Here is a 24,768-nt window from a genome sequence, read left to right as displayed (position 1 = left end):
GTGGTACTCGTGGGATGGCTGACGGTTCATCTGGTGCCCCCGGCCGAGGGCTGGGGCGCGCCGCCGACGGGCGTGCCCGACACGGCGTGCACGGCCGCCGGGTCGAGGTCGAACAGTTCCCGCAGCGCCTCCGCGTAGGAGGCGCCGCCGGGCTCGGCGGCCAGCTGCTTCACCCGGACGGTCGGGGCGTGCAGCAGCTTGTCGACGACGCGGCGGACGGTCTGGGTGATCTCGGCGCGCGAGCGCTCGTCCAGATCGGGCAGCCGGGAGTCCAGCCGGCTCAGCTCGGCGGCGACCACGTCGGAGGCCATCGAGCGCAGCGCGACCACGGTCGGCGCGATCCGGGCGGCCCGCTGGGCGGCGCCGAAGGCGGTCACCTCGTCGGAGACGATCCGGGTGACCTGGTCGACGTCGCCGGCGCCGGGGCTGGCGGCGTGCGCGTGGGAGAGGCTCTCCAGGTCGACCAGCAGGGCGCCGGGCAGCTCGTGCACGGTGTGGTCGACGTCGCGCGGCATGGCCAGGTCGAGCAGGGCGAGCGGCTCGGGCGACCTGCGGGAGGCGACCGCGGCGGCCACGTCCTCGGCCTTGATCACCACGCCGGCCGCGCCGGTGCAGGAGATCACCAGGTCCACGTCGGCGAGCGCCTCCGGCACCTTGGCGAGGTCCAGGACCCGGGCCACGTCCGGGCCGAGGATCTCGACCAGCCGCTCGGCGCGGGCCGGGGTCCGGTTGGCGATCAGCAGGTCGGTCACACCGGAGCGGACCAGGGTGGCGGCGGCCAGCGAGCTCATCGAGCCGGCGCCGACCACCAGCGCGCGCTTGCCGGCGATCTCGCCCGCGCCCGCCGCGACCTGCTCCAGGCCGAAGGTGACCAGCGACTGGCCGGCCTTGTCGATGCCGGTCTCGCTGTGCGCCCGCTTGCCGACCCGCAGCGCCTGCTGGAACAGCTCGTTCAGGCCGCGCCCGGCGGTGTGCTCGTCCTGGGCCTTGGCCAGCGCGTCGCGCAGCTGGCCGAGGATCTGGCCCTCGCCGACCACCATCGAGTCCAGGCCGCAGGCCACCGAGAACAGGTGGTGGACGGCGCGGTCCTCGTAGTGGACGTACAGGTGGGAGGTCAGCTCCTCCAGGTCCACCCCGCTGTGGTGGGCCAGCAACAGCGACAGCTCGGCGACGCCGGCGTGGAACTTGTCCACGTCCGCGTACAGCTCGATCCGGTTGCAGGTGTTCAGCAGCGCGGCCTCGCCCACCGTCGCGGTGGCGGCCGCGTCGTGCAGCAGCCGGGTCGGTACGTCACCCGTCAGCGCGGCGCGCTCCAGCACCCCGACCGGGGCCGTGCGATGGCTCAGCCCTACGACGAGAAGGCTCATGCCCGCCCCCCACAGCTCTCGGTGTTCATGCGGGCATCACCGCGGAGAGATCCCCGTCGCCGCCCGTGGCGGACTTTCCCTTGGCCTGCTCGGCCTGGTCCTTGGCCGTCGACTCGACGGCACCCCGGGCCTTGCCGCTGCCACCGGCCGCGCGGCGCAGCTTGGCGGCGGCCGCCCGGACCGGACCGGGGGCGCGGTCCAGCACCGACTCGGCGCGGTCGTCCGGCTCCTCGCCGGCCTTGCGCTGCTCGTGGAAGGCGAGGATCTGGAGCTCGATGGAGAGGTCCACCTTGCGCACGTCCACGCCGTCCGGGACGGTCAGCACGGTCGGGGCGAAGTTCAGGATGCTGGTGACGCCGGCCTCCACCAGCCGGTCGCAGACCTGCTGGGCGGCGCCGGGCGGGGTGGTGATCACGCCGATGGAGACGTGCTGGCTCTCGACGATCGACTCCAGCTCGTCCATGTGCCGCACCGGGAGTCCGGCCGCGGTGGAACCGACCACGTGGGGATCGGCGTCCAACAGGGCGGCCACCCGGAAACCGCGGGAGGCGAACCCGCCGTAGTTGGCGAGCGCGTGGCCGAGGTTCCCGATGCCGACGATGACGACCGGCCAGTCCTGGGTCAGACCGAGCTCACGGGAGATCTGGTAGACGAGGTACTCGACGTCGTAGCCGACGCCGCGGGTGCCGTAGGAGCCGAGGTAGGAGAAGTCCTTGCGCAGCTTGGCCGAGTTCACGCCGGCCGCGGCGGCCAGCTCCTCGGAGGAGACGGTCGGCACCGAGCGCTCGGAGAGCGCGGTGAGGGCCCGCAGATAGAGGGGCAGGCGGGCGACCGTCGCCTCCGGGATGCCCCGGGCACGCGACGGTCGGCGCGCGGCGCCCTGGTCGGGCGTCTGCGAACTGCTCTGTGGTGATCGGCCGATTGCCACGGTGCTCCTGTGGGTGAAGCTGGGCTTTGGCAGCCAGGCTATGCGTTTGTGAACGTGTGCACAAAGATGGTGTCCGTTTTGTCCCCGCACAGTGATGCGCATCACGCCATCGAACCCATAGCACCGGAGTGGGTCAGCAGCACCTCCGGGGCCTCGGAATCCGGCAGCCAGGGGCCGTACGGGGTCTCCCGGCGCAGCAGTGGGACGGCGGCCGCGGACGGGCGGGAGCGGGCCCGCCCCAGCCGGGGCCAGGGCACCCGGGCGGCCTCGCGCAGGGGGCCGGTCCAGTCGTCCGGCGGGCAGGACGGCGCGTCCAGGCAGTGCCGCAGCAGTTCGGCGGTCACCCGGGCGTCACCCAGCGCGGTGTGCGCCGGGTACCAGCCGAGGCCGGCCGCCTCCGCGCAGGCCGCCAGGCCGTGGCCGCGGGCCTGAGGCAGGTGGGCGCGGGCCAGCCGCATCGTGCACAGCAGCGGGACGGGCGGCAGCGGCACCCCGATCCGGGCGAACTCGCGATCGAGGAAGAGGTGGTCACAGCTGACGTGGTGGCCGACCAGCACCCGGCCGGCCAGCAGCTCCAGCAGCCGCGGGGCGATCTCACGGAACCGCGGGGCACCCTCGACGTCGCACTGCCGTATCCGGTGCACATGGGTCGGGCCGACCGGGCCCAGCGGATCCAGCAGGGTGGCGAACTCCCCCTCGGGGCGCAGCCGCTCGTCGAGCAGCACCACCGCGACCTCGACCACCCGGTGCCGCCACGGGCTGCGTCCTGTCGCCTCCACGTCCACCACGGCGAAGCCCCGGGGGCTCCCGGACGGGACTCCGGGCGTGCCTGGGACGGGACCGGGAAGCATGGCGCACTCCTCGTGTGCTCAGCCCCCCACGGGCGCAAACGCGTTCGATCGTAAGCCGACCAGCCCGCCCCGCCCCAGGCCGCAGCGGCGTGTCTTTGGCAACGATTCGGCGAACCGACCCCGCCGTTCGGCGGGGGGTCGGTGTACGGACGAACGACGGGTCAGAAGCCGCTCAGCCGCCCAGCGCGGTGCGCAGCCGGCGCTCGTCGACCCGCCAGAAGTCGTGCTGGCGGCCGTCGATCAGCGTGACCGGAATCTGCTCCCAGTAGCGGCGGTACAGCTCCTCGTCCTGGGTGATGTCCCGCTCCTCGAAGGACGCGCCCAGCTCCCCCGTCACCCGGAGGATCACCTCGCGCGCCTCGTCGCACAGGTGGCAGCCGGGCCTGCCGACCAGGGTCACGGTCCGGTCCGCGGGCCGGGGGCTCTTACGTCGCAGCAGTGGGCTCACCGTCCCATTCTCCGCCATCGCCCCCACCCACCCCGGGGGCCGGCACCCGGTGGAGCTGTTCACCTCGCGGGCACGGCTCCGTCACGGTCGCCACGCGGCCGGCTGGCTATCCTCGATGACATGGCCGTGCTCAGAAGGCTCACCCAGGCAAGGCGTTCCAGCAGCGAGCGGAGCGCCCTGGCCGGCGAAGCCGCGGCCGAGGCGGCCGAGGCCGCGCTGCGGGCCGAGCCCGGGCCGGCCTCCGCCGGGGAGCCGGAGGGCGGCGCCGGGACGGAAGGCGCCGGGACGGAAGCACCGGCCGCGGGCAAGTCCGGCAAGACCCCCAAGGCCCCGGCCGGGAACCACACCCCGGACCAGGACGACCCCCGCGCCGCCGCCTTCTTCGACTGCGACAACACCATCCTGCGCGGCGCCGCGATCTTCTACCTCGGCGTCGGCCTCTACCGCCGCGGCTTCCTCACCCGCCGCGACATCGCCCGCTTCGCCTGGCAGCAGGCCTGGTTCCGGCTGCACGGCGCCGAGGACCCGGAGCACATCTCGGACGCCAAGCAGTCCGCCCTCGGCATCGTGGCCGGCAAGCCCACCGCCGACCTGGAGGCGATCTGCGAGGAGATCTTCGAGGACGTCGTGGCGGACAAGATCTGGCCGGGCACCCGCGCCCTGGTCCAGATGCACCTGGACGCCGGCCAGCGGGTCTGGCTGGTCACCGCCGCCCCGCTGGAGGTGGCCCGGATCATCGCCCGGCGGCTCGGCATGACCGGCGCGCTGGGCACCGTCGCCGAGGCCACGGACGGCCACTACACCGGCCGGCTGGTCGGCGACCTGCTGCACGGTCCGGCCAAGGCCGCCGCCGTCCGCGCGCTGGCCCGGCGCGAGCGCCTCGACCTCGACCGCTGCGCCGCCTACAGCGACTCGGCCAACGACATCCCGATGCTCTCGTTGGTCGGCCACCCGTACGTGGTGAACCCGGACGGCGCGCTGCGGCGCCACGCCCGCGCCCAGGGGTGGCGGGTGCGGGACTTCCGGACCGGACGCAAGGCGGCCCGGGTGGGGCTGCCGGCGGCGGCCGCGCTCGGGGTGCTGGCCGGCGCGACGGCGGCCGGGGTGGCGCTGAACCGACGGCGGCGGCGCGGCTGAGACCGCCCGAAGACCTCCCGAAGGCCGTCCGGTAGCCGTCCGGTGGCCGTCCGGGAGGGCTCGCCCTGGCGAGTGAGCGGGCGTCAACAGGGCCTCTGACCTGGCCCCTCTTACGGGCGAACTCCCCCGTACCGCACGGCAGTCCGGGCCGTCTGCACGAACCTGTCGCCGGGTGACCGGTTCTGATCGTTCGCCAGGCCGGGAAAGTCGGGGATTGCCGAGCCCCAAGGCTGGGAAACCGCCCCTCCGGCCGCCGAATTGGTCACCCTGGGCGCCCGTTCGATCACGTTGAGCCGGATGAACGATGACAGCTCCGGTCGCTATCAGCCGAATATGCACAACAAATGGATCCCAAACGACCACTTCGACCACACGGTGTAGCTGTCATTGCACAAAGCGTTATTCTCTCCTGGATGCACGCCACCACGCGTCCCGCTCGAACGGACGCCGCGGGGGTGCTCTCCGCGCAGGCGGAGGTGATCCGTCCACAGTTCTGCCTCTGGGAGTCCCGTGTACCCACCCGTCCGGAACGACGCGCCTGCACCCTCCCGCCCGTCGTCCGCGCCCCTGCGCCCCCGCACCGGCCTGCGCGGCCGGCCGACCGTCGAGCGGCAGATCTCCACCGGCCTGGACCTGTTGCGCACCCTGCTCCGCACCCAGCTCCCCACCTCGCCCCAACTGGCGCTCGCCGGAGGGTCGTTCGGCCAGTCAGCGGCAGCCGGCCCGGCGCTGCGCACCACCGCCGCGGGCTCGGCCGGCACCGGCTCACGCGGCCGCACCGGCAGTGCCGGGGCCGGCCGGGGCCGCACCCGGACCGCGCCCAGCCCCGGCTACGAGACCGAGCACAACCCGATCATGGAGCTGGTCGAGCGGGCCCAGGCCGGAGAGAGCGAGGCCTTCGGCCGGCTCTACGACCACTACGCGGACACCGTCTACCGGTACATCTACTACCGGGTCGGCAGCCGGGCCACCGCCGAGGACCTCACCAGCGAGACCTTCCTGCGCGCCCTGCGCCGGATCGGCACCTTCACCTGGCAGGGCCGGGACTTCGGTGCCTGGCTGGTCACCATCGCCCGCAACCTGGTCGCCGACCACTTCAAGTCCAGCCGCTTCCGGCTGGAGGTCACCACCGGCGAGATGCTCGACTCCAACGAGTGCGAGCGCAGCCCGGAGGAGTCGGTGCTGGAGTCGCTCTCCAACGCCGCCCTGCTGGACGCGGTGCGCCGGCTCAACCCGCAGCAGCAGGAGTGCGTCACCCTGCGCTTCCTGCAGGGGCTCTCGGTGGCCGAGACGGCCCGGATCATGGGCAAGAACGAGGGCGCCATCAAGACCCTCCAGTACCGCGCCGTCCGCACCCTGGCCCGGTTGCTCCCGCCCGACGCGCGATGAGCCGCGCCGAGGACGGCCCCTGCGCCATACGCCCTACCGGGCCGTCATCGTTCGCGCCCGGCCGACACGTCAGGGTGAACGGTCGGTCCGATGATCAGCCGTGCGTAACCGACCGCCCGCACCGCTCGTTTTCCAGCGTGCAAGCCCCCACCAGGCGTACGGTCAAGTCGAATTGCGGCCTATCACCCGATGGAGTGGCTTTGGCCAGCCGGGGCAACCGTCCGGCAGGCCGGGGTGTCGACAACGACGAAGGGAGGTGTGGCCCGTGACGGCAAACGTGCTTGAGCACCGGCGGGCGAAGGCCTTCGCCGAGGCGCTGGAGGCCCACCAGGCGGAGCAACGCGCTGCGGCCAACACCGAATCGGACAACGCCGCTGTCACCGGCGCCGGTCCGGTCGCGATGGCCGAACTGGTCGGTCTGACCGATGCGCTGGGGGCGCTGCCCGGGCCGGTGCTGGACCGGGAGGTCCGTACGGTCCAACGCGCCCAGCTGATGGCCGCGTTCGAGCAGGCCTTCGCCGGCGGGACGGGCACCGCGGTGCCCCGCCAGCGCCGCCACCGGGCGATCCGGTCGGCACCGCGCGGCCGCTGGAGCCGCCGGTTCGCGATCGGCGGGCTGGTCGCCGGGCTCGCCGTCGGCAGCCTGGCCGGCGCCGCCGCGGCCAGCTCCAACGCCGTCCCCGGGGACACGCTGTACGGCCTCAAACGCGGACTGGAGGGCCTCCGGCTCGACCTCGCGGGCTCCGACTCCGAACGCGGCGAACTGCTGCTCGACAACGCGGCCACCCGGCTCGGCGAGGCCAAGACGCTGGTCGGCCGCACCGGCCCGGCCGGCGCCCTCAGCCCGGCCACCGTCGAACAGGTCCGCCGCGCCCTGGACGACATGCACGCCGACGCCCTCAAGGGCCGCGAGCTGCTGCGCTCGGTCTACCGCAGCAACGGCTCCCTCGACCCGATGCGGGCCCTGGCCGGCTTCGCCCACGACGAGGACGGCCGGTGGAGCGAGCTGCAGGGCAAGCTGCCCGTCCAGCTCACCCGGCAGGCCGACCTGGTGAACCGGCTCTTCGACGACATAAGCGAGGACGTCGCGCCCCTGCGCCTGGTCCTGCCCCCCGCCCAGGGCGGCGGCGCGACCGGCACCGGAGCGGGCGACGGCTCGTCCCACTCGACCGGCGGTTCCCCGGCCGGCTCCCCGGCGGCCGGCTCCGGCACCACGGCCGGCACCGACCAGGCCCCGGGCTCCGGCGCCGCCGGCAACCGCCCCGGCGCCACCGAGCACCCCCCGGCCTACCCCGGCTCCGGCGCCTCCGGCAACGGCGGCAAGGGCGGCGTCCTGCCGGACAGCCTGCCCAGCAGCGCCCCGGACGCCGTCAACGGCCTGGTCGGCGGTCTCACCAACGGCCTCACCGGCACCAAGCCCTCGCCGAGCGCCGACGCGGCCCAGCCGCAGGCGCCGCAGCAGGCCACGCCCAGCGCCCCGAACGCGGCCCAGCCGCAGGGCGTCGAGGTGCCGCCGCTGCTCCCGGACCTGCTGCCCGGTCTGCGGATCCTGGGCGGCTGACAGCAGGGCGGTGGGGGCCCGGCGGAGTGCGATATCCGCCGGGCCCTCGCCGTGTCCGGGCCCGGTCCGGGCGACGCCGCCCGGCGGGGTCCGTCAGAAGAACACCGAGCGCCGCTGCACCAGCAGCTGGTAGAGGCTGTGCTGGATGGTCTCGCGCACCTCGTCGGCCAGGTCGAAGACCAGCATCGGGTCGTCCGCCGCCTCGGCCGGGTAGGCGTCGGTGGCGATCGGCTCGCCGAAGCGGATCGTCCACTTGGTCGGCAGCGGCAGCATCCCGAGCGGGCCCAGCCAGGGGAAGGTCGGGGTGATCGGCACGTAGGGCAGGCCCAGCAGCCGGGCCAGCGTCTTCACGTTGCCGATCATCGGGTAGGTCTCCTCGGCCCCGACGATCGAGCAGGGCACGATCGGCACCCGCGCCCGCAGCGCGGAGGCGACGAAACCGCCGCGGCCGAACCGCTGGAGCTTGTAGCGCTCGGAGAACGGCTTGCCGATGCCCTTGAAGCCCTCCGGCCAGACCCCGACCACCTCGCCGCGCTCCAGCAGGGCCTGGGCGTCCTCGTTGCAGGCCAGCGTGTGGCCGGCCTTGCGGGCCAGCTCGTTGATCCCGGGCAGCACGAAGACCAGGTCGGCGGCGAGCATCCGCAGGTGTCGCCGGGCGGGGTGGTGGTCGTGGATGACCACCTGGGTCATCAGGGCGTCCAGCGGGATCGTCCCGGAGTGGTTGGCGACGACCAGCGCACCGCCCTCGGCCGGGATGTTCTCCACGCCCTGGACGTCGATCCGGAAGTACTTCTCGGCCAGCGGGCGCAGCAGCGAGAGCAGCACCTCCTCGGTGAGCTCCCGGTCGAAGCCGAACTCGTCCACCTCGTAGTCGCCGGTCACCCGGCGGCGCAGGAAGGCCAGCCCCTCGGCGGCGCGGCCCTCCCAGCCCTTGCCGAACAGCCGGGTGGCGACCGGGCCGAGCGGGCCGGACAGTGCCCCGCCGACGGCCTCGGCGAGCCGGTCGGCCGGTTTCGGCCCCTCGGGTGACGTCCAGCTGGGGGCGGACTCGATCGGGATGACCCTGGCCTCGCCCGGCGCGTTCTCGGCTGCGGCACTCATCGCGGGTTCAGCTCCTCGGTCGGCGGGGACGGTTCGGCGGGGCGTCCGGTCCGGTGGCGGGCCCCGCGGCCCGCTCCGGGCCGAGCAGGGCGGTCAGCCGGTCGGCGACGGTGGCCAGCCGCTCGGGCGGCAGCAGGCCGGGGCCGCGGGCGGCGGCGAAGTCGGCGAAGGCCTCCGGCGTGCTGAACGCCGGACGGTAGCCGAAGGTGTCGCGCAGCCGCGCGGTGTCCACCACCCGGCCGTGGGTGAGCAGCCGCAGCTGCTCGGGCGAGACGTCCACCAGCCGGCTCTGCCGGGCGAGCACGGCCATCCAGCTGACGGCGGGCAGCAGCAGCGGCAGGGTGGGCCGGCCGAGCCGGCGGGCGCACTGGGAGAGCAGCAGGACGCCCTCCCCCGCCACGTTGAAGGTCCCGGTGTTGACGGTGCCCGGCGCGGGCTCGTCGGCGGCCCGGCAGAGCACCGCGACGGCGTCGTCCTCGTGCACGAACTGCAGCCGCGGGTCGTAGCCGAGGACGGTCGGCAGCACGGGCAGGGCGAAGTACTCGCTGAGCGGGGTGTCCGCGTCCGGGCCGACGATGTTGGCGAAGCGCAGCACCGTCACCGCGACGTCCGGGCGGCGGCGGGCGAAGCCGCGCACGTAGCCCTCGACCTCCGACGCGTCCTTGGCGAAGCCGCCGCCGGGCGGGTCCTTGGGCTGCATCCGCTCGCTGAACACCGCCGGGTCGCGGGGCGCGGAGCCGTAGACCCCGGTGGTGGACTTCACCACCAGCCGGCGCACCCCGGGGGCCTTCTGGCAGGCGCCGAGCAGCTGCATGGTGCCGATCACGTTGGACTCCTTCACCGCGGAGCGGTTGGTGGAGCCCAGGCCGGTGGCGCTGACGCTGAGGTGCACCACGGTGTCCACCCGGTGCTCGGCCAGCACCCGGGAGAGCGCCGGACGGCGCAGGTCGAGCTGGTGGAAGCGGTACGGGGCGGCCGGTCCGACCGGTTCCCCGGGCGGCAGCCGGGGCGGCTGCACGTCCACGCCGACCACCAGGTCGACGCCCGGACGGCGGCGGACCTCGGCGGCGAAGCGGGCACCGAGATGGCGTGCCACGCCGGTGACGAGCACGACCACACCCACGGTGCTGCCCCCATTTCCCGGCCCAGACGGCCTGCGTGCACCGTACCGCGCCACCCCACCGGGCCGTGAAACGACACCGCCCGCCCAGGCCGTGACGGGCTGGGCGGGCGGTGGAAGCGCTGGGCGCGCCAGGCGCGGCCGGGGCGCTTACTTCTTGTTGCGACGCTGAACGCGAGTCCTCTTCAGAAGCTTGCGGTGCTTCTTCTTGGCCATACGCTTGCGACGCTTCTTGATGACAGAGCCCACGGAACAACCCTCGCTCACTGAGACTCTCGCCCGTGAGAGACGGAGTCCATACGACTGACGTGAGGGCCTAGCCTACCTTCCGGTTGCCCGGGGCTGTAAATCGCGCCCCCGGCAACCGGAGAACTCGGGGGAAATCCCCGGCGAACGGGTGCGGGGCCCACCGGTGTGGACCCCGTGCCCGCGCGCCCTGCGCTACGCGCTCTCGAGCCGCACGTAGGACTCCTTGAGGTACTCGTGCACCGCCTGCTGGGGCACCCGGAAGGACCGTCCGACCCGGATGGCCGGCAGCTCTCCGCTGTGCACCAGCCGGTACACCGTCATCTTGGACACCCGCATGACCGCGGCGACCTCCGCCACGGTCAGGAAGACGACTTCCTGAAGGGGGCGCTCGACGGAACTCATGACCATCACCCGACCCTTACCCGTGTGCAAGGCACCGGCTTCCCCTCCGGTGACTCCACCGGCACACGTGTATCCCCAGAGTAGTTATGGGTGGTACCAGTGGGAAGAGGGGAAGTGCAGTCCTCGTACGGTGAGAGATAGGACTGTTGCAGTACGTAGCCGACCGGCGGATGGCACCGCTCGGCGTACGCACGGCCCCGCCGGGACGCGGCCCGGGCGCGGCCCGGACGGCGGATTCAGGCCAGCAGTCCGTGCAGCGGGAACACCGCTCGCCGGGTCGCGAGGATGGCCTGATCGAGCCGGTCGGCCGGATCGTAACCCGCGTCGAAGTCGCGCCAGACCGGGCGGGCGCCGTCGGTCATCCGCAGCGGGGCCGGGCGGCGGGTGCGGCGGTAGACCTCGGCGCGCCAGGACTCCGGGGTCTCGGTGGCCGGGTCGACGGGCCGGGCGGCGGCGGTGGCGACCAGGTGGGTCCAGGTGCGCGGGACGACGTCCACCACCGCGTAGCCGCCCCCGCCGGTGGCCACCCAGCGGCCGCCGGCGTACTGGTGGGCGAGGTCGTGCAGCGTCTCGGCGATCAGCCGCTGGGCGTCCACGGTGACGGCGAGGTGGGCGAGCGGGTCCTCCAGGTGGGTGTCCGCGCCGTGCTGGGTGACCAGGACCTGCGGCCGAAAGGCGTCCAGCAGTTCGGGCACCACGGCGTGGAAGGCGCGCAGCCAGCCGGCGTCGCCGGTGCCGGCGGGCAGCGGGAGGTTGGCGGCGGAGCCGGGGGCGTCCTCGCCGCCGGTCTCGATCGACCAGCCGGTCTGCGGGAAGAGCGTGGCGGGGTGCTCGTGCAGCGAGACGGTGAGCACCCGGGGGTCGTTCCAGAAGGCCGCCTGGACGCCGTCGCCGTGGTGCACGTCCACGTCCACGTAGGCGACCCGCTCGGCGCCGAGTTCCAGCAACCGGGCGATGGCCAGCGCCGGGTCGTTGTAGACGCAGAAGCCGGAGGCCTTGCCGGGCATCGCGTGGTGCAGCCCGCCGGTGAAGTTGACGGCGTGCGGGGTCTCGCCGCGCCAGACCGCCTCGGCGGCGGCCACGGACTGGCCGGCGATCAGCGCGGAGGCCGAGTGGATCGCCGGGAAGGACCAGTTGTCGTCGGTGCCGAGTCCGTGCAGCGGGTCGGAGCGTTCGGGGTGGGCGGCGGCGTTGCGGACCGCCTCGACGTACTCCCGGGTGTGCACCAGCCGGAGGGTGGACTCGCCGGCGGGCGGCGCGGCCCGGACGGTCACCCCGGGCCCGCTGCTCAGCCCGAGGTCCTCGACCAGGCGCATGGTGAGGGCCAGCCGGGTCGGGTCCATCGGGTGACCGGGGCCGAAGTCGTAGGCGGTGACGGCCTCGTCCCAGAAGAGGTGCAGGCCGCAGGGGGTGTCACGCTCGGCTTCGGGCATGGCCTCCACCGTAGCGGGTGGCGGTGGCCGGACCGCCGCCAGGGCACGCCGGGCCGGTGCCCGGGGGGACGGCCGGGCAGGCGGGGTGCGCGATGAAACTACGGAAGTTGTGGGGCAGCTGTGGAGGCGGGTGTTGAGGCGGTACAGACAAAAGCCCTGCGACTCCATATCCTCTCCGCCATGAAGCCATTCAGCGTGCAACGCCTTGGGGTAATTCTCGCTGCAATACTGGGATTTGGCGTCTTCTTTGCCGCCCAGCCGGCCTCCGCCGCGGTCAGCGGCGCCACCTTCGCGGTCGACAAGTCGGCGGCCAAGGCGGGAGACCAGCTGACCCTGACGCTGTCGCTCACCAACAGTGAGAACAGCCCCATCTACTTCGCCTACGAGGCCGTCCAGCCGACCTGGCCGGCCAACACCCAGGCCGGAGCGTTCACCATCACCGGTTGCACCGGCGACACCTCCGACTGCGTGACCAACGGGAACAGCGCCAACTTCCACTTCAACGCGCCGATCGCGCCCGGGGCGACGAAGAGCGTCACGCTCACCGTCAAGATCACCGACACCCCGGCGTGGGGCACCGCCCCGTACACGCTGAACTGGGCGCCGTACGTCTACTACGAGTTCGGCCAGGTCGGCGGCACCACCACGGCCAAGGACCAGAGCTGGACCTTCGGGGTGCCCGAGCTCCAGACCGTGATCAGCTGACCCCACGTCCCGTCGACCACCCCCGCCGTCACCCGACGGCGGGGGCCGGGGCCGGAACCGGCGCCGGGGCGAAACGTTCGGCCAGCGGCAGGACGGCGAGCACCAGCAGCATCGGGGCGAGCAGCGCCCAGCGGTACGAGCTCGCGTCCGCGATCGCCCCGACCAGCGGCGAACCGAGCAGGAAACCCACGTAGTTGAAGAGGTTGAGCCGGGCCACCGCGGCGTCCGAGTCGGCCGGGAAGAGCCGGCCTCCGGCCGCGAACACCTGCGGGATGATCGCGCAGATGCCGAAGCCCAGCACGGTGAAGGCGGCGATGCCCGCCCAGGCGGCGGGCGCGACCGCGGCCAGCCCGAAGCCGAGGGCGGCCAGCGCGGCGCCGGCGCGGACCACCGGGACGGCGCCGAAGCGCTGCACCGCGCGGTCGCCCAGGGCCCGGCCGAGCAGCATCGCGACCATGTAGCCCAGGTAGGAGAGCTTGGCGAGGTCCTCCCGGCTGCCCAGCCCGTCGGTCAGGTACTTGACGCTGTAGTTGGAGACCGAGGCGTCCGCGATGTACGCGAAGGCCATCGCCAGGCAGAGCGGCAGCAGCGGACGCCAGGGGACGGACCGGGCGGCGGCCTCGGCGGCCTCCCGGACGGCGTCGCCGAGTTCGGCCGGCCCGGCGAACCGCGTGCCGGTCAGCAGGGCGAGCGGGGCGACCACCGCGGCGGCCGTGCCGAACAGCACCGGCAGCCCCAGGCCGTAGTGCGAGCCGAGGCCCGCCAGGGCCGCGCCGAGGATGCCGCCGAGGCTGAACGCGGCATGGAAGCCGATCATGATCGAGCGGCCGTAGCGGTGCTGGAGCCCCACCCCGAGCATGTTCATGCTGGCGTCCAGCGCACCCACCAGCAGCCCGAACGCGCCCAGTGCCAGGGCGAGTTGCCACAGCGTTCCGCCCAGCCCGGCGGCCGCCAGGCTGAGGCAGACGGCGGGTTGGACCACCCGCAGCACGGCCCGCGCGCCGGTGCGCTTCACCAGCTGCTCGGAGGCGATCGACCCGACCCCGGCGAGCACCGGCACCGCGGCCAGGAAGACCGGCAGCAGCCCGTCGCTCAGCCCGTACCGGTGCTGGATCTCCGGGATGCAGGTGACCAGCAGGGCGAAGACGGTGCCCTGGAGCAGGAAGCTGACGGCGAGTGCGGCCCGCCCGGCCCGCAGGCCGGGCGCCACGGGGGACGGGACGGGCCGTGCGGACGGTGCGGCACTCACGCGGACCTCCAGGCGGACTCCACACGGACCTCGCTGACGTCGCCGGCCTCACTACCGACCGGTAGGACGATGTTGGCGAGAGCGTAGGGGGTGCGCCGCGATTACGGGAGGGGTCGCGCAGCGGTCATTTTCCGCCCGAGGCCAGCTCTCGGGAACGGTCCCTGGCCGCCTCCAGGGCGCCGAGCAGCGCGGCCCGCACCCCGTGGTTCTCCAGCTCGCGGATCGCCGCGATGGTGGTGCCGGCCGGCGAGGTGACCGCCTCGCGCAGCTTCACCGGGTGCTCGCCGGAGTCGCGCAGCATCACCGAGGCGCCGATCGCGGACTGCACGATCAGGTCGTGCGCCACCTGCCGGGGCAGGCCGAGCAGGATGCCGGCGTCGGTCATCGCCTCGACCAGGAAGTAGAAGTACGCCGGCCCGGAGCCGGACAGCGCGGTGGCCGCGTCCTGCTGGGACTCGGGCAGCCGCAGCGCCTTGCCGACCGAGCTGAAGATCTCCTCGGCGCGCGCCAGGTGCTCCTCGCCCGCGTGCGAGCCGGCCGAGATGACGCTCATCCCCTCGTCCACCAGGACCGGGGTGTTGGGCATCACCCGGACCACCGGGGTGCCGGCCGCCAGCCGCTCCTCGAACCAGGCGGTGGGGACGCCGGCCGCGGCCGAGATCACCAGCCGGTCCGCGCCGACGTGCGGGGCCAGCTCGTCCAGCAGGGTGCCCATGTCCTGCGGCTTGACCGCGAGGATCAGGGTGTCGGCGAGCTTGGCGGCCTCGGCGTTGGAGACGGCCACCACGCCGTAGCGGGCGGCGAGTTCGACCGCGCGCTCGGGGCGGCGGGCGGTCACCAGGACGTCGGCCGGGTCCTTGCCGGCCCGCAGCAGACCGGAGAGCAGGGCCTCGCCGATCTTGCCGGTGCCCAGGAAGGCGATCTTCTGTCCGTGTGCTGCGCTGCTGCCCATGGTCCGCTCCTTGCCTCGGTACTGTGGCCTTGCCCCGGTGCTGCGGCCATCCTCGCACCGCCCGGCGGCGCACGCGGGGACCGTCCGCTCCGTGGTCGCCACGGACCGCGACGACCTTGCCCCTAGGGTGAAAACTCCGGGGTTTCCCCTATGGCCTCCGCGCTCCGGCAGGCGCACCGTGGAGCCATGGCACACGACGAAATGTCCCGACGTGAGAACCGGCAACTCGCCGTCGCCTCGGCGACCGTGGGCCCGTGGCGGACCGCCGCGGGGGTCGGTGCGGTGGTGGGGGCGACGGCCCTGGGGATCGAGGCGATCTCCGGGAACTGGTCGCTGAGCATGCTGGCCTCACCGGCCGGCTGGGGTCTGTTCTTCTTCTTCCTCGTCGGCACCGTCGGCGGCCGGCTGCGGCACGACACCACCGACCGGCGGCTGCGCCGCTGGGCGGACGAGCACCCGTGGCAGTCGGCGCTCCCGGCGGCCGGCGGACTGCTGGCGCTCAACACGCTCGCCCAGCTGTTCCTCGGCGACGAGGGGCTGTTCGGCGCCTTCTTCGTCTCGCTGCTGCCGGCCGGCCTGCTGCTGGCGATCGCCGGGGTGGTCGGCTCGGTCAAGCAGGCCCGCGGCAAGGGCTGAGCGGGACGGTCCCGGGCGGCTGCACGGTTCCGGGCGGCGGCGCGGTCCCGGGCGGCGGCGCGGTCCCGGGCGGCGGCGCGGTCCCGGGCGGCGAACGGCCCGGGGCGGCGAACGGTCCCGGGCCGGCGGCACGGTTCCGGACGAACCGGGGTGAACTGTCACCCGATCCGCACGAGTTCACCACGTGATGTGCCCCCGATCGGCGCACCGTCACCCCCCGTCGTCATACTGGCGCGATGCCGATAGCCGAAGATCCGGAACCGCGCCCCTCCGGGGGCGACGAGCCGGGTGGGTCCGACCCGTCCGGGACGGGCAAGAAGGACCCGTTCGCCGACCTCGTCCTGGACGAGGAGTTCATCAAGGACGCCGCCGTCAAGGAGCAGAGCGGGCGCACCCGCATGCTGTCCGCCCGGTGGAAGCACACCCCGCCGGTCGACCCGGGCGGCCGCCGCTCGGTCAACGACGGCCCGCGGGCGCCCAAGCGCCGGTTCGGCCGCAAGCCGAAGCCCGCTGAGCTCGACCCGTGGGGCAACCCGCGCCCCCGCCGCCGGCTGGAGTGGCGCGCGCCGCTGTTCGTCGTGCTGGCCGTCGCCGTGCTGGTCGCGGTCCTGAACGTCGACGCGCTGCGCGACTGGTACTCGTTCCGCTGGGGTGCGGGCGCCGCCTCGGCCCCGCACTCGCCGGTGCCCACCGTCGCCCCGGAGACCGCCAAGCCGACGACCGCGCCGCCGAAGGCCCCCGAGGAGCAGCCGACCGTCGACCACCCGTGGGCCGGTTCCCCGGCCGAGGGCTGGCCGAACGGCGCGGAGGCCTTCGTGCTCCCCGACGCCAAGGCCACCGGCGTCTTCTCCGCCGAGCAGGTCACCGCCCAGCTGCAGCTGGTCAGGGACTACCTGACCGCCGCCAACCTGGACCCGAAGACGGTCGGGGGCGGCCGGCCGGACGCCGCGCTCGCGCTGCTGCTGCGGGAGGAGCGCGACGGGGCGGTGTCCGCCCTGGACAACCCGTCCGAGAAGAACGACCCGACCTCCTGGTTCAGCCGCTTCGACCCGCGCGACGCCATTCCGGTGGGCGACGTGGTCAAGGTGCAGGGCCGGATGACGTACGAGGGCGACGGCGACAAGGGCGTCCTGGTCCACACCGACTTCAGCTTCGTGTACGCGCTGCGCCCCGGTCCGGACGCCGCCAAGCGGGCCATGTCGCCCAGGCCGTCGACCGGCGCCCCGCAGCCGACCAAGCCGGCCGCGCCCCGGGACGGCGCGGCCAAGCCGGCGGGCCTGCTCACGCCGACCGGCGACGTGGCCGGGGACACCTGGACCACCCGCACCATCGTGCGCCGGGTGGAGACGTTCCGTTTCTACGACCCGGGCCGCTACCCGGTCGATCCCAGGAAGATCGCGTTCGGCGAGAGCCAGACGGACCCCGCCAACTCGGCCTGCGGCGTCTACGACGGCTACTTCCACCCGCAGTTCGACCAGTTCGCCGAGCTGCAGTCGGACGCCCCCGGCTCCCGGCCGACCGGACCGGCGGTCGACCCGTACGACCGCAGCAAGGACATCCAGTCGGCCGACGAGTGCGGCTCCGTCAGCCGGACCTGACGGTCAGCCCTTGCGCTTCCCGCCGGGTCGGCCACTGCGGCCGGCCCGGCGCTTCTCGTACTGCTCGACGGCCCGCTGGTGGGCGGCCCGCCGGACCGCCTCGCCCGGGGCCTCGACCAGGCTGCGGGCGAAGTAGGCGAGGAGCGAGCCCGCCCCGCCGATCATCCACACCGCGCCGAGCGACTTGTCCTCGGCCATCCAGCCGGTCAGCTTGTCCTTGCCCTCGGTGAGCACCTTCCAGGTGCGCCGCACGGCCATCATCGAACAGACGACGATGGCGGCGGTCAGCAGCCCGTTGAGGAAGCCGCCGTTGTCGGAGAGCGCGACGCCCTCGACGCCGAAGCGCAGCAGCAGCACCGCGGCGGCGGCCGCGACCAGGGAGCCGACCGACACGGCGACCCGGCGCAGCCAGTAGCCGTTGTCCCGGTTCAGCCAGGTGGTGCCGAACCAGCGGATGGACTCCGGCTCGGGGGCGCCGGCGGGAGTGGGGGCGGGGGTGGGGGTGGGGGGCTGCTCGCTCACACCGTCGATTATCACCCGGCCGCCGTACACGGCGGAGGAGCCGTCCCGGCCGGTGGGACGGCTCCTCCTCGTTCCGTGCTCCTCGTTCGGTACGAGGCGCCCCGTACGGGGCCCGTACGGGCTCAGCCCAGCTTGGAGACGTCGCGGACGGCGCCCTTGTCGGCGGAGGTGGCCATCGCGGCGTAGGCGCGCAGGGCCTGGCTGACCTGGCGGTCGCGGTTCTTCGGCCGGTAGCCGCCCGCGGCCTCCAGGGCGCCGCGGCGCTCGGCCAGGACCTCGTCCGGGACCTCCAGGGAGATCCGGCGGCCGGGGATGTCGATGGCGATGGTGTCGCCGTCCTCGACCAGCGCGATGGTGCCGCCGGAGGCCGCCTCCGGGGAGGCGTGGCCGATGGACAGGCCCGAGGTGCCGCCGGAGAAGCGGCCGTCGGTGACCAGCGCGCAGGCCTTGCCCAGGCCCCGGCCCTTCAGGAAGGAGGTCGGGTAGAGCATCTCCTGCATGCCCGGGCCGCCCTTGGGGCCCTCGTAGCGAATGACGACGACGTCGCCCTCCTTGACCCGCTTGGCCAGGATCGCCTCGACCGCGTCCTCCTGGGACTCGACCACGACGGCCGGACCGCTGAAGGTCCAGATCGACTCGTCCACGCCGGCGGTCTTCACGATGCAGCCGTCCTCGGCGAGGTTGCCGTACAGCACGGCCAGGCCGCCCTCGACCGAGTAGGCGTGCTCGACGCTGCGGATGCAGCCCCCGGCGGCGTCGGTGTCCAGCGACTCCCAGCGCTCGGACTGCGAGAAGGCCTCGGCGGAGCGGACGCAGCCGGGGGCCGCGTGCCACAGCTCGACGGCCTCGGCGGAGGGCGAACCGCCGCGCACGTCCCAGGTCTTGAGCCACTCGGCGAGCGAGTCGGCGTGCACGGTGTGGACGTCCTCGTTGAGCAGCCCGCCGCGGTACAGCTCGCCGAGGATGGCCGGGATGCCGCCGGCCCGGTGCACGTCCTCCATGTAGTACGAGCCGTTCGGCGCGACCTTGGACAGGCAGGGCACCTTGCGGGAGATGGCGTCGATCGCCCGCATGTCGAAGTCCAGCTCGGCCTCCTGGGCGGCGGCCAGCAGGTGCAGGATGGTGTTGGTCGAGCCGCCCATGGCGATGTCCAGGGCCATGGCGTTCTCGAAGGCGGCGCGGGTGGCGATCGCCCGGGGCAGGACGGAGGCGTCGTCCTGGCCGTAGTGGCGGTTCGCGATCTCGACCACCGTCCGCCCGGCCCGCTCGTACAGGTCCTTGCGGGCGGTGTGGGTGGCGAGCACCGAGCCGTTGCCGGGCAGCGAGAGGCCGATCGCCTCGGTCAGGCAGTTCATCGAGTTGGCGGTGAACATGCCGGAGCACGAGCCGCAGGTCGGGCAGGCGTTCTCCTCGATGATCGCGATGTCCTCGTCGGAGACGTTCTCGTTGACCGCCTGGGAGATCGCGTCGACCAGGTCGAGCTTGCGCACGGTGCCGTCGACCAGGGTGGCCTTGCCGGCCTCCATCGGGCCGCCGGAGACGAAGACGGTCGGGATGTTCAGGCGCAGCGCGGCCATCAGCATGCCCGGGGTGATCTTGTCGCAGTTGGAGATGCAGATCAGGGCGTCCGCGCAGTGCGCGTTGACCATGTACTCGACCGAGTCGGCGATCAGGTCGCGCGAGGGCAGCGAGTAGAGCATGCCGCCGTGACCCATCGCGATGCCGTCGTCCACGGCGATGGTGTTGAACTCGCGCGGGATGCCGCCCGCCCGCTTGATCGCCTCGGAGACGATCCGGCCGACCGGCTGGAGGTGGGTGTGGCCGGGGACGAACTCGGTGAAGGAGTTGGCGACCGCGATGATCGGCTTGCCGAAGTCCTCGCGGGCTACGCCGGCCGCCCGGAGAAGCGCCCGGGCGCCTGCCATGTTGCGACCGTGGGTGACCGTACGGGACCTCAGCTCGGGCACTGTGCTCCACTCCTTCGGGGCTCTCGCGGGCACCCCGCTGCTGGGAGGGTTCGGGGGCCGCTGTGGGTACCGAGCCTACGCCCGCCGTCCGGCCGGCGGACGGTCCGTCCGCGATGCGGGCAGGCGGCGCGGGGCGGGCCGGGCAGCGGAGCGGGCGGGCGTCGGGGCGGCTGCTCAGTGCCGCGCGACCGCCACGGTGAGGTCGAGGACGTACGGCTCGACCACCTGTCCGTCCGGGAACTCGGCCAGCAGCGCCGCGCGCTCGGCGGCGAGCAGCGGCTCGCGCCGCTCCGGGGTCAGCGAGGCGAAGTAGGAGCGCGAGGTGAGGTTGTCGACCACCTGCTCGACGGACACCAGCCGCTGCCAGCGCAGCTGGGTGCGGAAGACCTCCAGTCCGGCGGCGGCGAAGGGGGCGGTCAGGTCGGCCACCCGGCCGTAGCCGTGGTAGCGGCCGGACAGCTCGGCGGACAGCCGCTCGTCCCGGGCGCGCACCCACGGGACGGTCTCGTCGAAGAGGTTCCACCAGGTGGCGAGGGCCCCGCCGGGCCGCAGCACCCGGACCGCCTCGGGGACGGACCGCCCGGGGTGCGTCCAGTGGAAGGCCTGGGCGTAGGTGATCAGGTCGGCGCAGTGGTCGTGGAAGGGCAGGTCGTCACCGCCGCCGCGGACCAGCGGGAGCTGCGGGGAGACGGCCTGGAACTGCGCGGCCATCCCGGCGGACGGCTCGACGGCGACGACGTCCGCACCACGGGCGGCCAGCAGGCGGGTGGCGATGCCGGTGCCGGCACCGACGTCCAGGACCCTGGCCCCCTTGAGCCCCCGGCCCCAGAACCGCTCCAGCTCGTCGAACAGTTCCTCCGGGTAGCCGGGGCGGCCCCGGTCGTACTCGGCGGCCACCGCGCCGAAGCTCCCGGCCAGCTCGCGGAAGTTGCGGAGTCCGCTGAACTCCCGGCTTGCCCGGTCCTCTTGACTGCTCGTCACTTCTCCCCCTCGGTAGGGCGGTCGGTGGTTCGCACCCGCTCCGGCCGGACGGCTCAGCGCACGTGCGACGGGGTGGCCAGGTGCAGGCGGGTGAAGGCGAGGGCCTCGGCCAGGTCGGCCTCGCGTTCGGCGGGGGAGGCCGAGCGGCGGGTGTTGACCTCCAGCACCACGTGGCCGTCGAAGCCGGTGCGGGCGAGGTGCTCCAGCAGCTCGGCGCAGGGCTGCTTGCCGCGGCCGGGGATCAGGTGCTCGTCCTTGCCGGAGCCGCTGCCGTCGGCCAGGTGGACGTGGGCGAGCCGGTCGCCCATCCGCTCGACCATGGCGAAGGTGTCGATCCGGGAGGTGGCGGCGTGCGAGAGGTCGATCGTGAAGTGCCGGTACTCCTCCTCGGTGACGTCCCAGCCGGGGGCGTACGCGAGCATCTCGCGGTCGCGGTAGCGCCACGGGTACATGTTCTCGACGGCGAAGCGGACGTCGGTCTCGCCCGCCATCCGGTTGATGCCCTCGACGAACTCCCGGGCGTACTGGCGCTGCCAGCGGAACGGCGGGTGGACGACCACGGCGCTCGCGCCGAGCTTCTCGGCGGCCGCCCGGGCCCGGACCAGCTTGGTCCACGGGTCGGTGCTCCACACCCGCTGGGTGATCAGCAGGCAGGGCGCGTGCACGGCCAGGATGGGCAGCCGGTGGGCGTCGGAGAGCCGGCGCAGGGCGTCGATGTCCTGGCTGACCGGGTCGTTCCAGACCATCACCTCGACCCCGTCGTAGCCGAGCTTGGCGGCCAGCTCGAAGGCGACGGCGGTGCTCGCCGGGTACACCGAGGCGGTGGACAGCACCACCTTGGTGTCGGGGATGTGCAGGGCCGGGTGCCGGGGCAGCACCAGCCGGTCGGTGGTGCGCAGCAGCGGCGGGCGGGCGGCGTCGCGCTTGGCGGCCTTGACCGAGCGGACGGACTGGACGGCGGCCTTGGCGGCGCCGGCGGCCCGGGCGGTGCGGGTCTCCTTCGGGGCGGGCTGCCGCGCGGCGGTGGGCTGGTGCCCGGGGGCCGGCTTGGGCCCCCTCGCGGCCTTCGCCGTCTTGGCCGTCTTCGCTGTCTTCGCTGTCTTCGCCGTCTTGGCCGTCTTCGCTGTCTTGGCGGCGGCGGTCGTGGCGGCGGTCGTCTTCGCCGCTGCCGTCTTCGCGGTGCGCTGGGCGGCCTTGACGGCCTTCGCGGCCTGCTTGGCGGCCTGGGCGGCGGTGGCGCCCGTGACCGCCTTGCCGAGCCGGCGGCGCGGACCGTCCGGCCGCGACTGCCCGTTCCCGGGAGTGCGGCCCTCCTGCGTTCCGTCCTCGCCCGCTGGTTGCACCACGGGAGACAGCGTAAGCGGAGCACGCTGCGAACGGGACGGGATGACCGGCGCAGTGACCATCGGCACGTTGTCCCGGGTCCGGCCGGTCGGCGGTCCTCCGGGGCGCCCCGGCCCCGGGGCGGGGCGGACGAGGACCGGCGGCCGTCCGGCGCGGGCGGGGGCGCGGGCTACGGGCAGCGCGCCCGGCCTACGAAGCGAGCGCCGGGCGGCGGCGGTCGGCCGAGCCGTCCATCGCGTCCAGGCGGCGCAGGATGATGCCCTCGCGCAGCGCCCACGGGCAGACGTCCAGCTCCTCCAGCCCGAACAGGTCCATCGCGGCGTCGGCGACCAGCGCGCCGGCCAGCAGCTGCTTGGCCCGCCCCTCGGAGACGCCGGGGATCCGGGCGCGCTCGGCGACGGTCATCGCGGACAGCCGGGGCAGCCAGGAGGCCAGCCCGCTGCGGGTGAGCCGGCGGTCGGCGTACGGACCGGCGTCGGCGGGGGCGGCGCCGGTCATCCGGGCCAGCTGCTTGAAGGTCTTGGAGGTGGCGACGGCGTGCCGCGGCGGGCCGAGCCGGTTGATCTCACCGACCACCGTGGCGAGCTCGGCCCGGATGTGGCGCCTCAGCTCGCGCAGCCCGTCCGGGTCGGCGACGTCCCCGGGCAGCCAGCGGGCGGTCAGCCGGCCGGCGCCCAGCGGCAGCGAACAGGCGACGTCCGGCTGCTCGTCCAGGCCACAGGCGATCTCCAGCGAGCCGCCGCCGATGTCCAGGTTGAGCAGCCGGCCCGAGGACCAGCCGAACCAGCGGCGGACGGCCAGGAACGTGAGCCGGGCCTCGTCCTGCCCGGAGAGCACGCGCAGCTCGACGCCGGTCTCGGCGGTCACCCGGCGCAGCACCTCCTCACCGTTGGCGGCCTCGCGCACGGCGGAGGTGGCGAACGGGAGGATGTCGACGACGCCCTTGTCCTCGGCGACCCGCAGCGAGGAGGCGACGTGGCCCACCAGCCGCTCGATGCCGGCCTCGCTTATCGCGCCGTCCGCGTCCAGCAGCTCGGCCAGGCGCAGCTCGGCCTTGTGCGAGTACGCGGGCAGCGGAGCAGCGCCCGGATGGGCGTCCACCACGAGGAAGTGGACCGTGTTGGAACCTACGTCGAGCACACCGAGTCGCATAACTCTCCACGCTACGCGATCCGGGAGCCGCCGAGCGGGGGTGTGACGGTATTCGCGCTGGTCCGGGACCGGCCGGCGGGCGGCGGAGCGGGGGCCGGCGGCCCCGGCCGTCCGGCCGACCCGCACTGCGGGCCGACCCTCACAGCAGGCCGTCCCACAGCTGCTCCACGATGACGGCCCACCAGTTCTCCGGGTCCGCGAAGACCGTGCCGTCCACCGCCGCCAGCGCTCGCTGCAGGACGTCCACCGCCCCGCCCGCGGCCACCGGGTCGAGCCCGCGCAGAGCGGGCCACCAACCGGCGAACACCTCCAGGCAGCGGACGAAGGCGCGCAGGTCGGCGTTGCAGTGGCGGGCGGTCGCGTAGTCCGGGTCCACCGCCCGGACCGCCCCGGCCACCGGGTCGAGGGCCAGCAGCGCCCAGCCGTCCGTCCCCAGCAGCAGCTGCCCGGCGAGCGCCAGGCGCTCCCGCTCGGCCACCCTGGTGCTGCGGCCCAGCTCGGCCAGGTACCCGGCGAGCGAGGGCAGGACGCCGGCCTGCCGGGTGCCGTCGGCGATCGCGTCCGGTCCGGGGTGGTGCAGGGCGAAGAACCCCGGCACGGCCACCGGGACGCCCACCGTCATCAGCAGCGCGGCCGCGTCCCCGGGCAGCTCGGCGCGGGCGACGTCGGCCGGCTCGAAGCGCTGGACGCCCGCCGGGCCGAACCGCTCCGCGAGCCGGGCGGCGAGCGCCGCGTCGGGCTCGTCGGGTCCGGGGCGCACCGCGCGGGGGAAGGGCACCCGGTTGCGGGCCGGACCGTCCGGCGACGCGGGCAACGCCCGTACGGCGGCCGCCCGGTGGTCGAAGCGCGGGCCGTACGGGAGCTCGAAGTCGATCCGGGCGTGAGGCAGTTCGGCGGCCAGCGCGTACGACCAGTAGCCGCCGGGCAGGGCACTCGGCCGCAGGTCGGTCCGGACGGCCAGCACGTCCCCGGCGGCGACGCCCTGCTCGCGCAGCCACCACCAGCCGCGCAGTGCCGGGTGCGGCAGGCCCGCCGCGGAACGCAGGGCCAGCGACCGCTCCTCGCCGGTGCCGTCCCGGTAGGTCAGCTCGGCCCGGGCACCCCGGCCGGTCGCGGGCGGGAGGGTCGGGTCGTAGCCGCCCGCGCCGACGAAGTCCCGGTACAGTCCGACCACTTCGTCCACCGGCACCGAGGGCCAGACCGTGAACCGCCCGCTCTCCCGGTCCACCACGGCGCAGGCCGCCCCCACCTCCTCGGGCGCCCGCCGCTCGCCCGTCCGCGGATCCACCACCACCCGGGCCGGCTCGGCCCACACCACCCAGCCGAGCTCGAACTCATGGGTGCACACCCGCCGCACCGCCCCGGCCCCCTGCGGCAGATCCCCGTTGATCCACCGGTGCCCCGCCTCCACCGCCTGCGCCCGCGCGATCACCCGACCACCCCGTCCGTCCACTCCCAGCCCCCATCCCGACCTGACCCGCGACCCTACGCCCCCATCACCACCCCCTGCGTGAGAAGTGGGACTATCAGGATTCCGGTGTACGACACCCGTTTGGACTAGCTGTTGATCTTGTCGTCGGGTGTGGGCCGAGTGGCCTACGCCCGTCCGGCTGACAGGCGGCCGTCGAAGGCCATGTCGAAGGCGTTCAGAGCGCCCATCCAGCGGTTGCTCCAGC

23 protein-coding genes are annotated in these 24,768 nt (G+C 74.1%); 6 read left to right on the top strand and 17 right to left on the bottom strand.

The genetic code is table 11. From position 1 onward, the window contains the following. Positions 1–26: 26 nt before the first annotated feature. From ACIQ87_RS14095 to ACIQ87_RS14080, 4 genes are all read right to left on the bottom strand, one after another. Positions 27–1,367, bottom strand: a complete 1,341-nt coding sequence (locus tag ACIQ87_RS14095; protein ID WP_402405845.1) for a glutamyl-tRNA reductase — start codon at positions 1,365–1,367, stop codon at positions 27–29. A gap of 25 nt (positions 1,368–1,392) precedes the next feature. Beyond that, the gene (locus ACIQ87_RS14090) at positions 1,393–2,289 is read right to left on the bottom strand and encodes a redox-sensing transcriptional repressor Rex (protein ID WP_402406111.1); all 897 of its coding nucleotides are present in this window, start codon (positions 2,287–2,289) and stop codon (positions 1,393–1,395) included. Positions 2,290–2,396: 107 nt separating this feature from the next. Next, positions 2,397–3,146 (bottom strand): exonuclease domain-containing protein, encoded by a 750-nt coding sequence (locus ACIQ87_RS14085; RefSeq protein WP_402405843.1) that lies wholly within the window; start codon positions 3,144–3,146, stop codon positions 2,397–2,399. A gap of 172 nt (positions 3,147–3,318) precedes the next feature. Beyond that, a complete protein-coding gene (locus tag ACIQ87_RS14080; RefSeq protein ID WP_402405842.1) occupies positions 3,319–3,612 on the bottom strand; it encodes a glutaredoxin family protein in 294 nt (97 codons plus the stop codon). A gap of 102 nt (positions 3,613–3,714) precedes the next feature. On the opposite strand from ACIQ87_RS14080, the gene ACIQ87_RS14075 reads away from it, so the two are divergent. The 3 genes from ACIQ87_RS14075 (at position 3,715) to ACIQ87_RS14065 (ending at position 7,681) form a co-directional block, all read left to right on the top strand. Then, entirely contained in the window at positions 3,715–4,731 is a 1,017-nt protein-coding gene (locus tag ACIQ87_RS14075) for an HAD family hydrolase (protein ID WP_402405840.1), read from the top strand. Between the two features lie 567 nt (positions 4,732–5,298). Beyond that, positions 5,299–6,120 carry an ECF subfamily RNA polymerase sigma factor, BldN family gene (locus ACIQ87_RS14070; protein ID WP_402406109.1) on the top strand — a complete coding sequence of 274 codons (822 nt, stop codon included), beginning with the start codon at positions 5,299–5,301 and terminating at the stop codon, positions 6,118–6,120. 265 nt (positions 6,121–6,385) lie between these two features. Beyond that, complete coding sequence (locus tag ACIQ87_RS14065; protein WP_402405838.1) at positions 6,386–7,681, top strand: DUF5667 domain-containing protein; 1,296 nt, start codon at positions 6,386–6,388, stop codon at positions 7,679–7,681. 93 nt (positions 7,682–7,774) lie between these two features. Here the strand turns inward: ACIQ87_RS14065 and ACIQ87_RS14060 are convergent, their stop codons facing one another. The 5 genes from ACIQ87_RS14060 to ACIQ87_RS14040 all read right to left on the bottom strand — a co-directional run bounded on the left by ACIQ87_RS14060 (position 7,775) and on the right by ACIQ87_RS14040 (position 11,986). Then, positions 7,775–8,782, bottom strand: coding sequence for a lysophospholipid acyltransferase family protein (locus ACIQ87_RS14060; protein WP_402405836.1), 1,008 nt, complete (start codon positions 8,780–8,782; stop codon positions 7,775–7,777). 7 nt (positions 8,783–8,789) lie between these two features. Next, positions 8,790–9,905, bottom strand: coding sequence for an NAD-dependent epimerase/dehydratase family protein (locus ACIQ87_RS14055; protein ID WP_402405834.1), 1,116 nt, complete (start codon positions 9,903–9,905; stop codon positions 8,790–8,792). A gap of 147 nt (positions 9,906–10,052) precedes the next feature. Continuing rightward, complete coding sequence (locus tag ACIQ87_RS14050) at positions 10,053–10,151, bottom strand: 30S ribosomal protein bS22 (protein WP_003948845.1); 99 nt, start codon at positions 10,149–10,151, stop codon at positions 10,053–10,055. A 192-nt stretch (positions 10,152–10,343) separates the two neighbouring features. Beyond that, positions 10,344–10,553, bottom strand: a complete 210-nt coding sequence (locus tag ACIQ87_RS14045; RefSeq protein WP_045699258.1) for a helix-turn-helix domain-containing protein — start codon at positions 10,551–10,553, stop codon at positions 10,344–10,346. A 236-nt stretch (positions 10,554–10,789) separates the two neighbouring features. After that, positions 10,790–11,986: an acetoin utilization protein AcuC gene (locus tag ACIQ87_RS14040; RefSeq protein WP_392867725.1), complete on the bottom strand. Its 1,197-nt coding sequence runs from the start codon at positions 11,984–11,986 to the stop codon at positions 10,790–10,792. Between the two features lie 180 nt (positions 11,987–12,166). Here ACIQ87_RS14040 and ACIQ87_RS14035 point away from each other — a divergent pair, with 180 nt between their 5' ends. After that, positions 12,167–12,691, top strand: a complete 525-nt coding sequence (locus tag ACIQ87_RS14035) for a hypothetical protein (RefSeq protein ID WP_402405833.1) — start codon at positions 12,167–12,169, stop codon at positions 12,689–12,691. A gap of 28 nt (positions 12,692–12,719) precedes the next feature. On the opposite strand, the gene ACIQ87_RS14030 is transcribed toward ACIQ87_RS14035, so the two are convergent. Both ACIQ87_RS14030 and proC read right to left on the bottom strand, forming a co-directional pair. Beyond that, a complete protein-coding gene (locus ACIQ87_RS14030; protein WP_402405831.1) occupies positions 12,720–13,940 on the bottom strand; it encodes an MFS transporter in 1,221 nt (406 codons plus the stop codon). 124 nt (positions 13,941–14,064) lie between these two features. Continuing rightward, positions 14,065–14,892, bottom strand: a complete 828-nt coding sequence (gene proC / locus ACIQ87_RS14025; protein WP_402405829.1) for a pyrroline-5-carboxylate reductase — start codon at positions 14,890–14,892, stop codon at positions 14,065–14,067. Between the two features lie 186 nt (positions 14,893–15,078). On the opposite strand from proC, the gene ACIQ87_RS14020 reads away from it, so the two are divergent. Together ACIQ87_RS14020 and ACIQ87_RS14015 are read left to right on the top strand one after the other, a co-directional pair. Further along, positions 15,079–15,528 carry a hypothetical protein gene (locus tag ACIQ87_RS14020; RefSeq protein ID WP_402405827.1) on the top strand — a complete coding sequence of 150 codons (450 nt, stop codon included), beginning with the start codon at positions 15,079–15,081 and terminating at the stop codon, positions 15,526–15,528. 236 nt (positions 15,529–15,764) lie between these two features. Next, on the top strand, positions 15,765–17,126 hold the full coding sequence (locus ACIQ87_RS14015; protein WP_402405825.1) for a hypothetical protein: 1,362 nt from the start codon (positions 15,765–15,767) through the stop codon (positions 17,124–17,126). A 3-nt stretch (positions 17,127–17,129) separates the two neighbouring features. Here ACIQ87_RS14015 and ACIQ87_RS14010 read toward each other — a convergent pair whose 3' ends face one another. From ACIQ87_RS14010 to ACIQ87_RS13985, 6 genes are all read right to left on the bottom strand, one after another. After that, positions 17,130–17,648 (bottom strand): hypothetical protein, encoded by a 519-nt coding sequence (locus ACIQ87_RS14010; RefSeq protein ID WP_402405824.1) that lies wholly within the window; start codon positions 17,646–17,648, stop codon positions 17,130–17,132. A gap of 122 nt (positions 17,649–17,770) precedes the next feature. Beyond that, positions 17,771–19,615, bottom strand: a complete 1,845-nt coding sequence (gene ilvD / locus ACIQ87_RS14005) for a dihydroxy-acid dehydratase (RefSeq protein ID WP_402405822.1) — start codon at positions 19,613–19,615, stop codon at positions 17,771–17,773. A gap of 174 nt (positions 19,616–19,789) precedes the next feature. Continuing rightward, entirely contained in the window at positions 19,790–20,596 is an 807-nt protein-coding gene (locus ACIQ87_RS14000; RefSeq protein ID WP_402405820.1) for a class I SAM-dependent methyltransferase, read from the bottom strand. Positions 20,597–20,649: 53 nt separating this feature from the next. Beyond that, positions 20,650–21,453, bottom strand: coding sequence for a sugar phosphate isomerase/epimerase family protein (locus ACIQ87_RS13995; protein WP_402406107.1), 804 nt, complete (start codon positions 21,451–21,453; stop codon positions 20,650–20,652). Positions 21,454–22,129: 676 nt separating this feature from the next. Next, positions 22,130–23,092: a Ppx/GppA family phosphatase gene (locus tag ACIQ87_RS13990; protein ID WP_402405819.1), complete on the bottom strand. Its 963-nt coding sequence runs from the start codon at positions 23,090–23,092 to the stop codon at positions 22,130–22,132. 139 nt (positions 23,093–23,231) lie between these two features. Next, positions 23,232–24,524 (bottom strand): SUKH-4 family immunity protein, encoded by a 1,293-nt coding sequence (locus ACIQ87_RS13985; RefSeq protein ID WP_402405817.1) that lies wholly within the window; start codon positions 24,522–24,524, stop codon positions 23,232–23,234. Between the last annotated feature and the right edge of the window lie 244 nt (positions 24,525–24,768).

Origin of the sequence: Kitasatospora sp. NPDC096204 (assembly GCF_044763205.1) — a bacterium.
GTDB lineage: Bacteria > Actinomycetota > Actinomycetes > Streptomycetales > Streptomycetaceae > Kitasatospora.
Note: the sequence above shows the minus strand (reverse complement) of the source record. Positions and strands in the feature narration are given on the sequence as shown.

What these genes read in the sequence shown, in the direction of transcription:
- ACIQ87_RS14095 (WP_402405845.1), bottom strand. Translation starts at nt 1,367, where the DNA reads ATGAGCCTTCTCGTCGTAGGGCTGAGCCATCGCACGGCCCCGGTCGGG.
- ACIQ87_RS14085 (WP_402405843.1), bottom strand. Translation starts at nt 3,146, where the DNA reads ATGCTTCCCGGTCCCGTCCCAGGCACGCCCGGAGTCCCGTCCGGGAGC.
- ACIQ87_RS14080 (WP_402405842.1), bottom strand. Translation starts at nt 3,612, where the DNA reads ATGGCGGAGAATGGGACGGTGAGCCCACTGCTGCGACGTAAGAGCCCC.
- ACIQ87_RS14075 (WP_402405840.1), top strand. Translation starts at nt 3,715, where the DNA reads ATGGCCGTGCTCAGAAGGCTCACCCAGGCAAGGCGTTCCAGCAGCGAG.
- ACIQ87_RS14060 (WP_402405836.1), bottom strand. Translation starts at nt 8,782, where the DNA reads ATGAGTGCCGCAGCCGAGAACGCGCCGGGCGAGGCCAGGGTCATCCCG.
- ACIQ87_RS14045 (WP_045699258.1), bottom strand. Translation starts at nt 10,553, where the DNA reads ATGAGTTCCGTCGAGCGCCCCCTTCAGGAAGTCGTCTTCCTGACCGTG.
- ACIQ87_RS14040 (WP_392867725.1), bottom strand. Translation starts at nt 11,986, where the DNA reads ATGCCCGAAGCCGAGCGTGACACCCCCTGCGGCCTGCACCTCTTCTGG.
- ACIQ87_RS14035 (WP_402405833.1), top strand. Translation starts at nt 12,167, where the DNA reads ATGAAGCCATTCAGCGTGCAACGCCTTGGGGTAATTCTCGCTGCAATA.
- proC (WP_402405829.1), bottom strand. Translation starts at nt 14,892, where the DNA reads ATGGGCAGCAGCGCAGCACACGGACAGAAGATCGCCTTCCTGGGCACC.
- ACIQ87_RS14020 (WP_402405827.1), top strand. Translation starts at nt 15,079, where the DNA reads ATGGCACACGACGAAATGTCCCGACGTGAGAACCGGCAACTCGCCGTC.
- ACIQ87_RS14015 (WP_402405825.1), top strand. Translation starts at nt 15,765, where the DNA reads ATGCCGATAGCCGAAGATCCGGAACCGCGCCCCTCCGGGGGCGACGAG.
- ACIQ87_RS13990 (WP_402405819.1), bottom strand. Translation starts at nt 23,092, where the DNA reads ATGCGACTCGGTGTGCTCGACGTAGGTTCCAACACGGTCCACTTCCTC.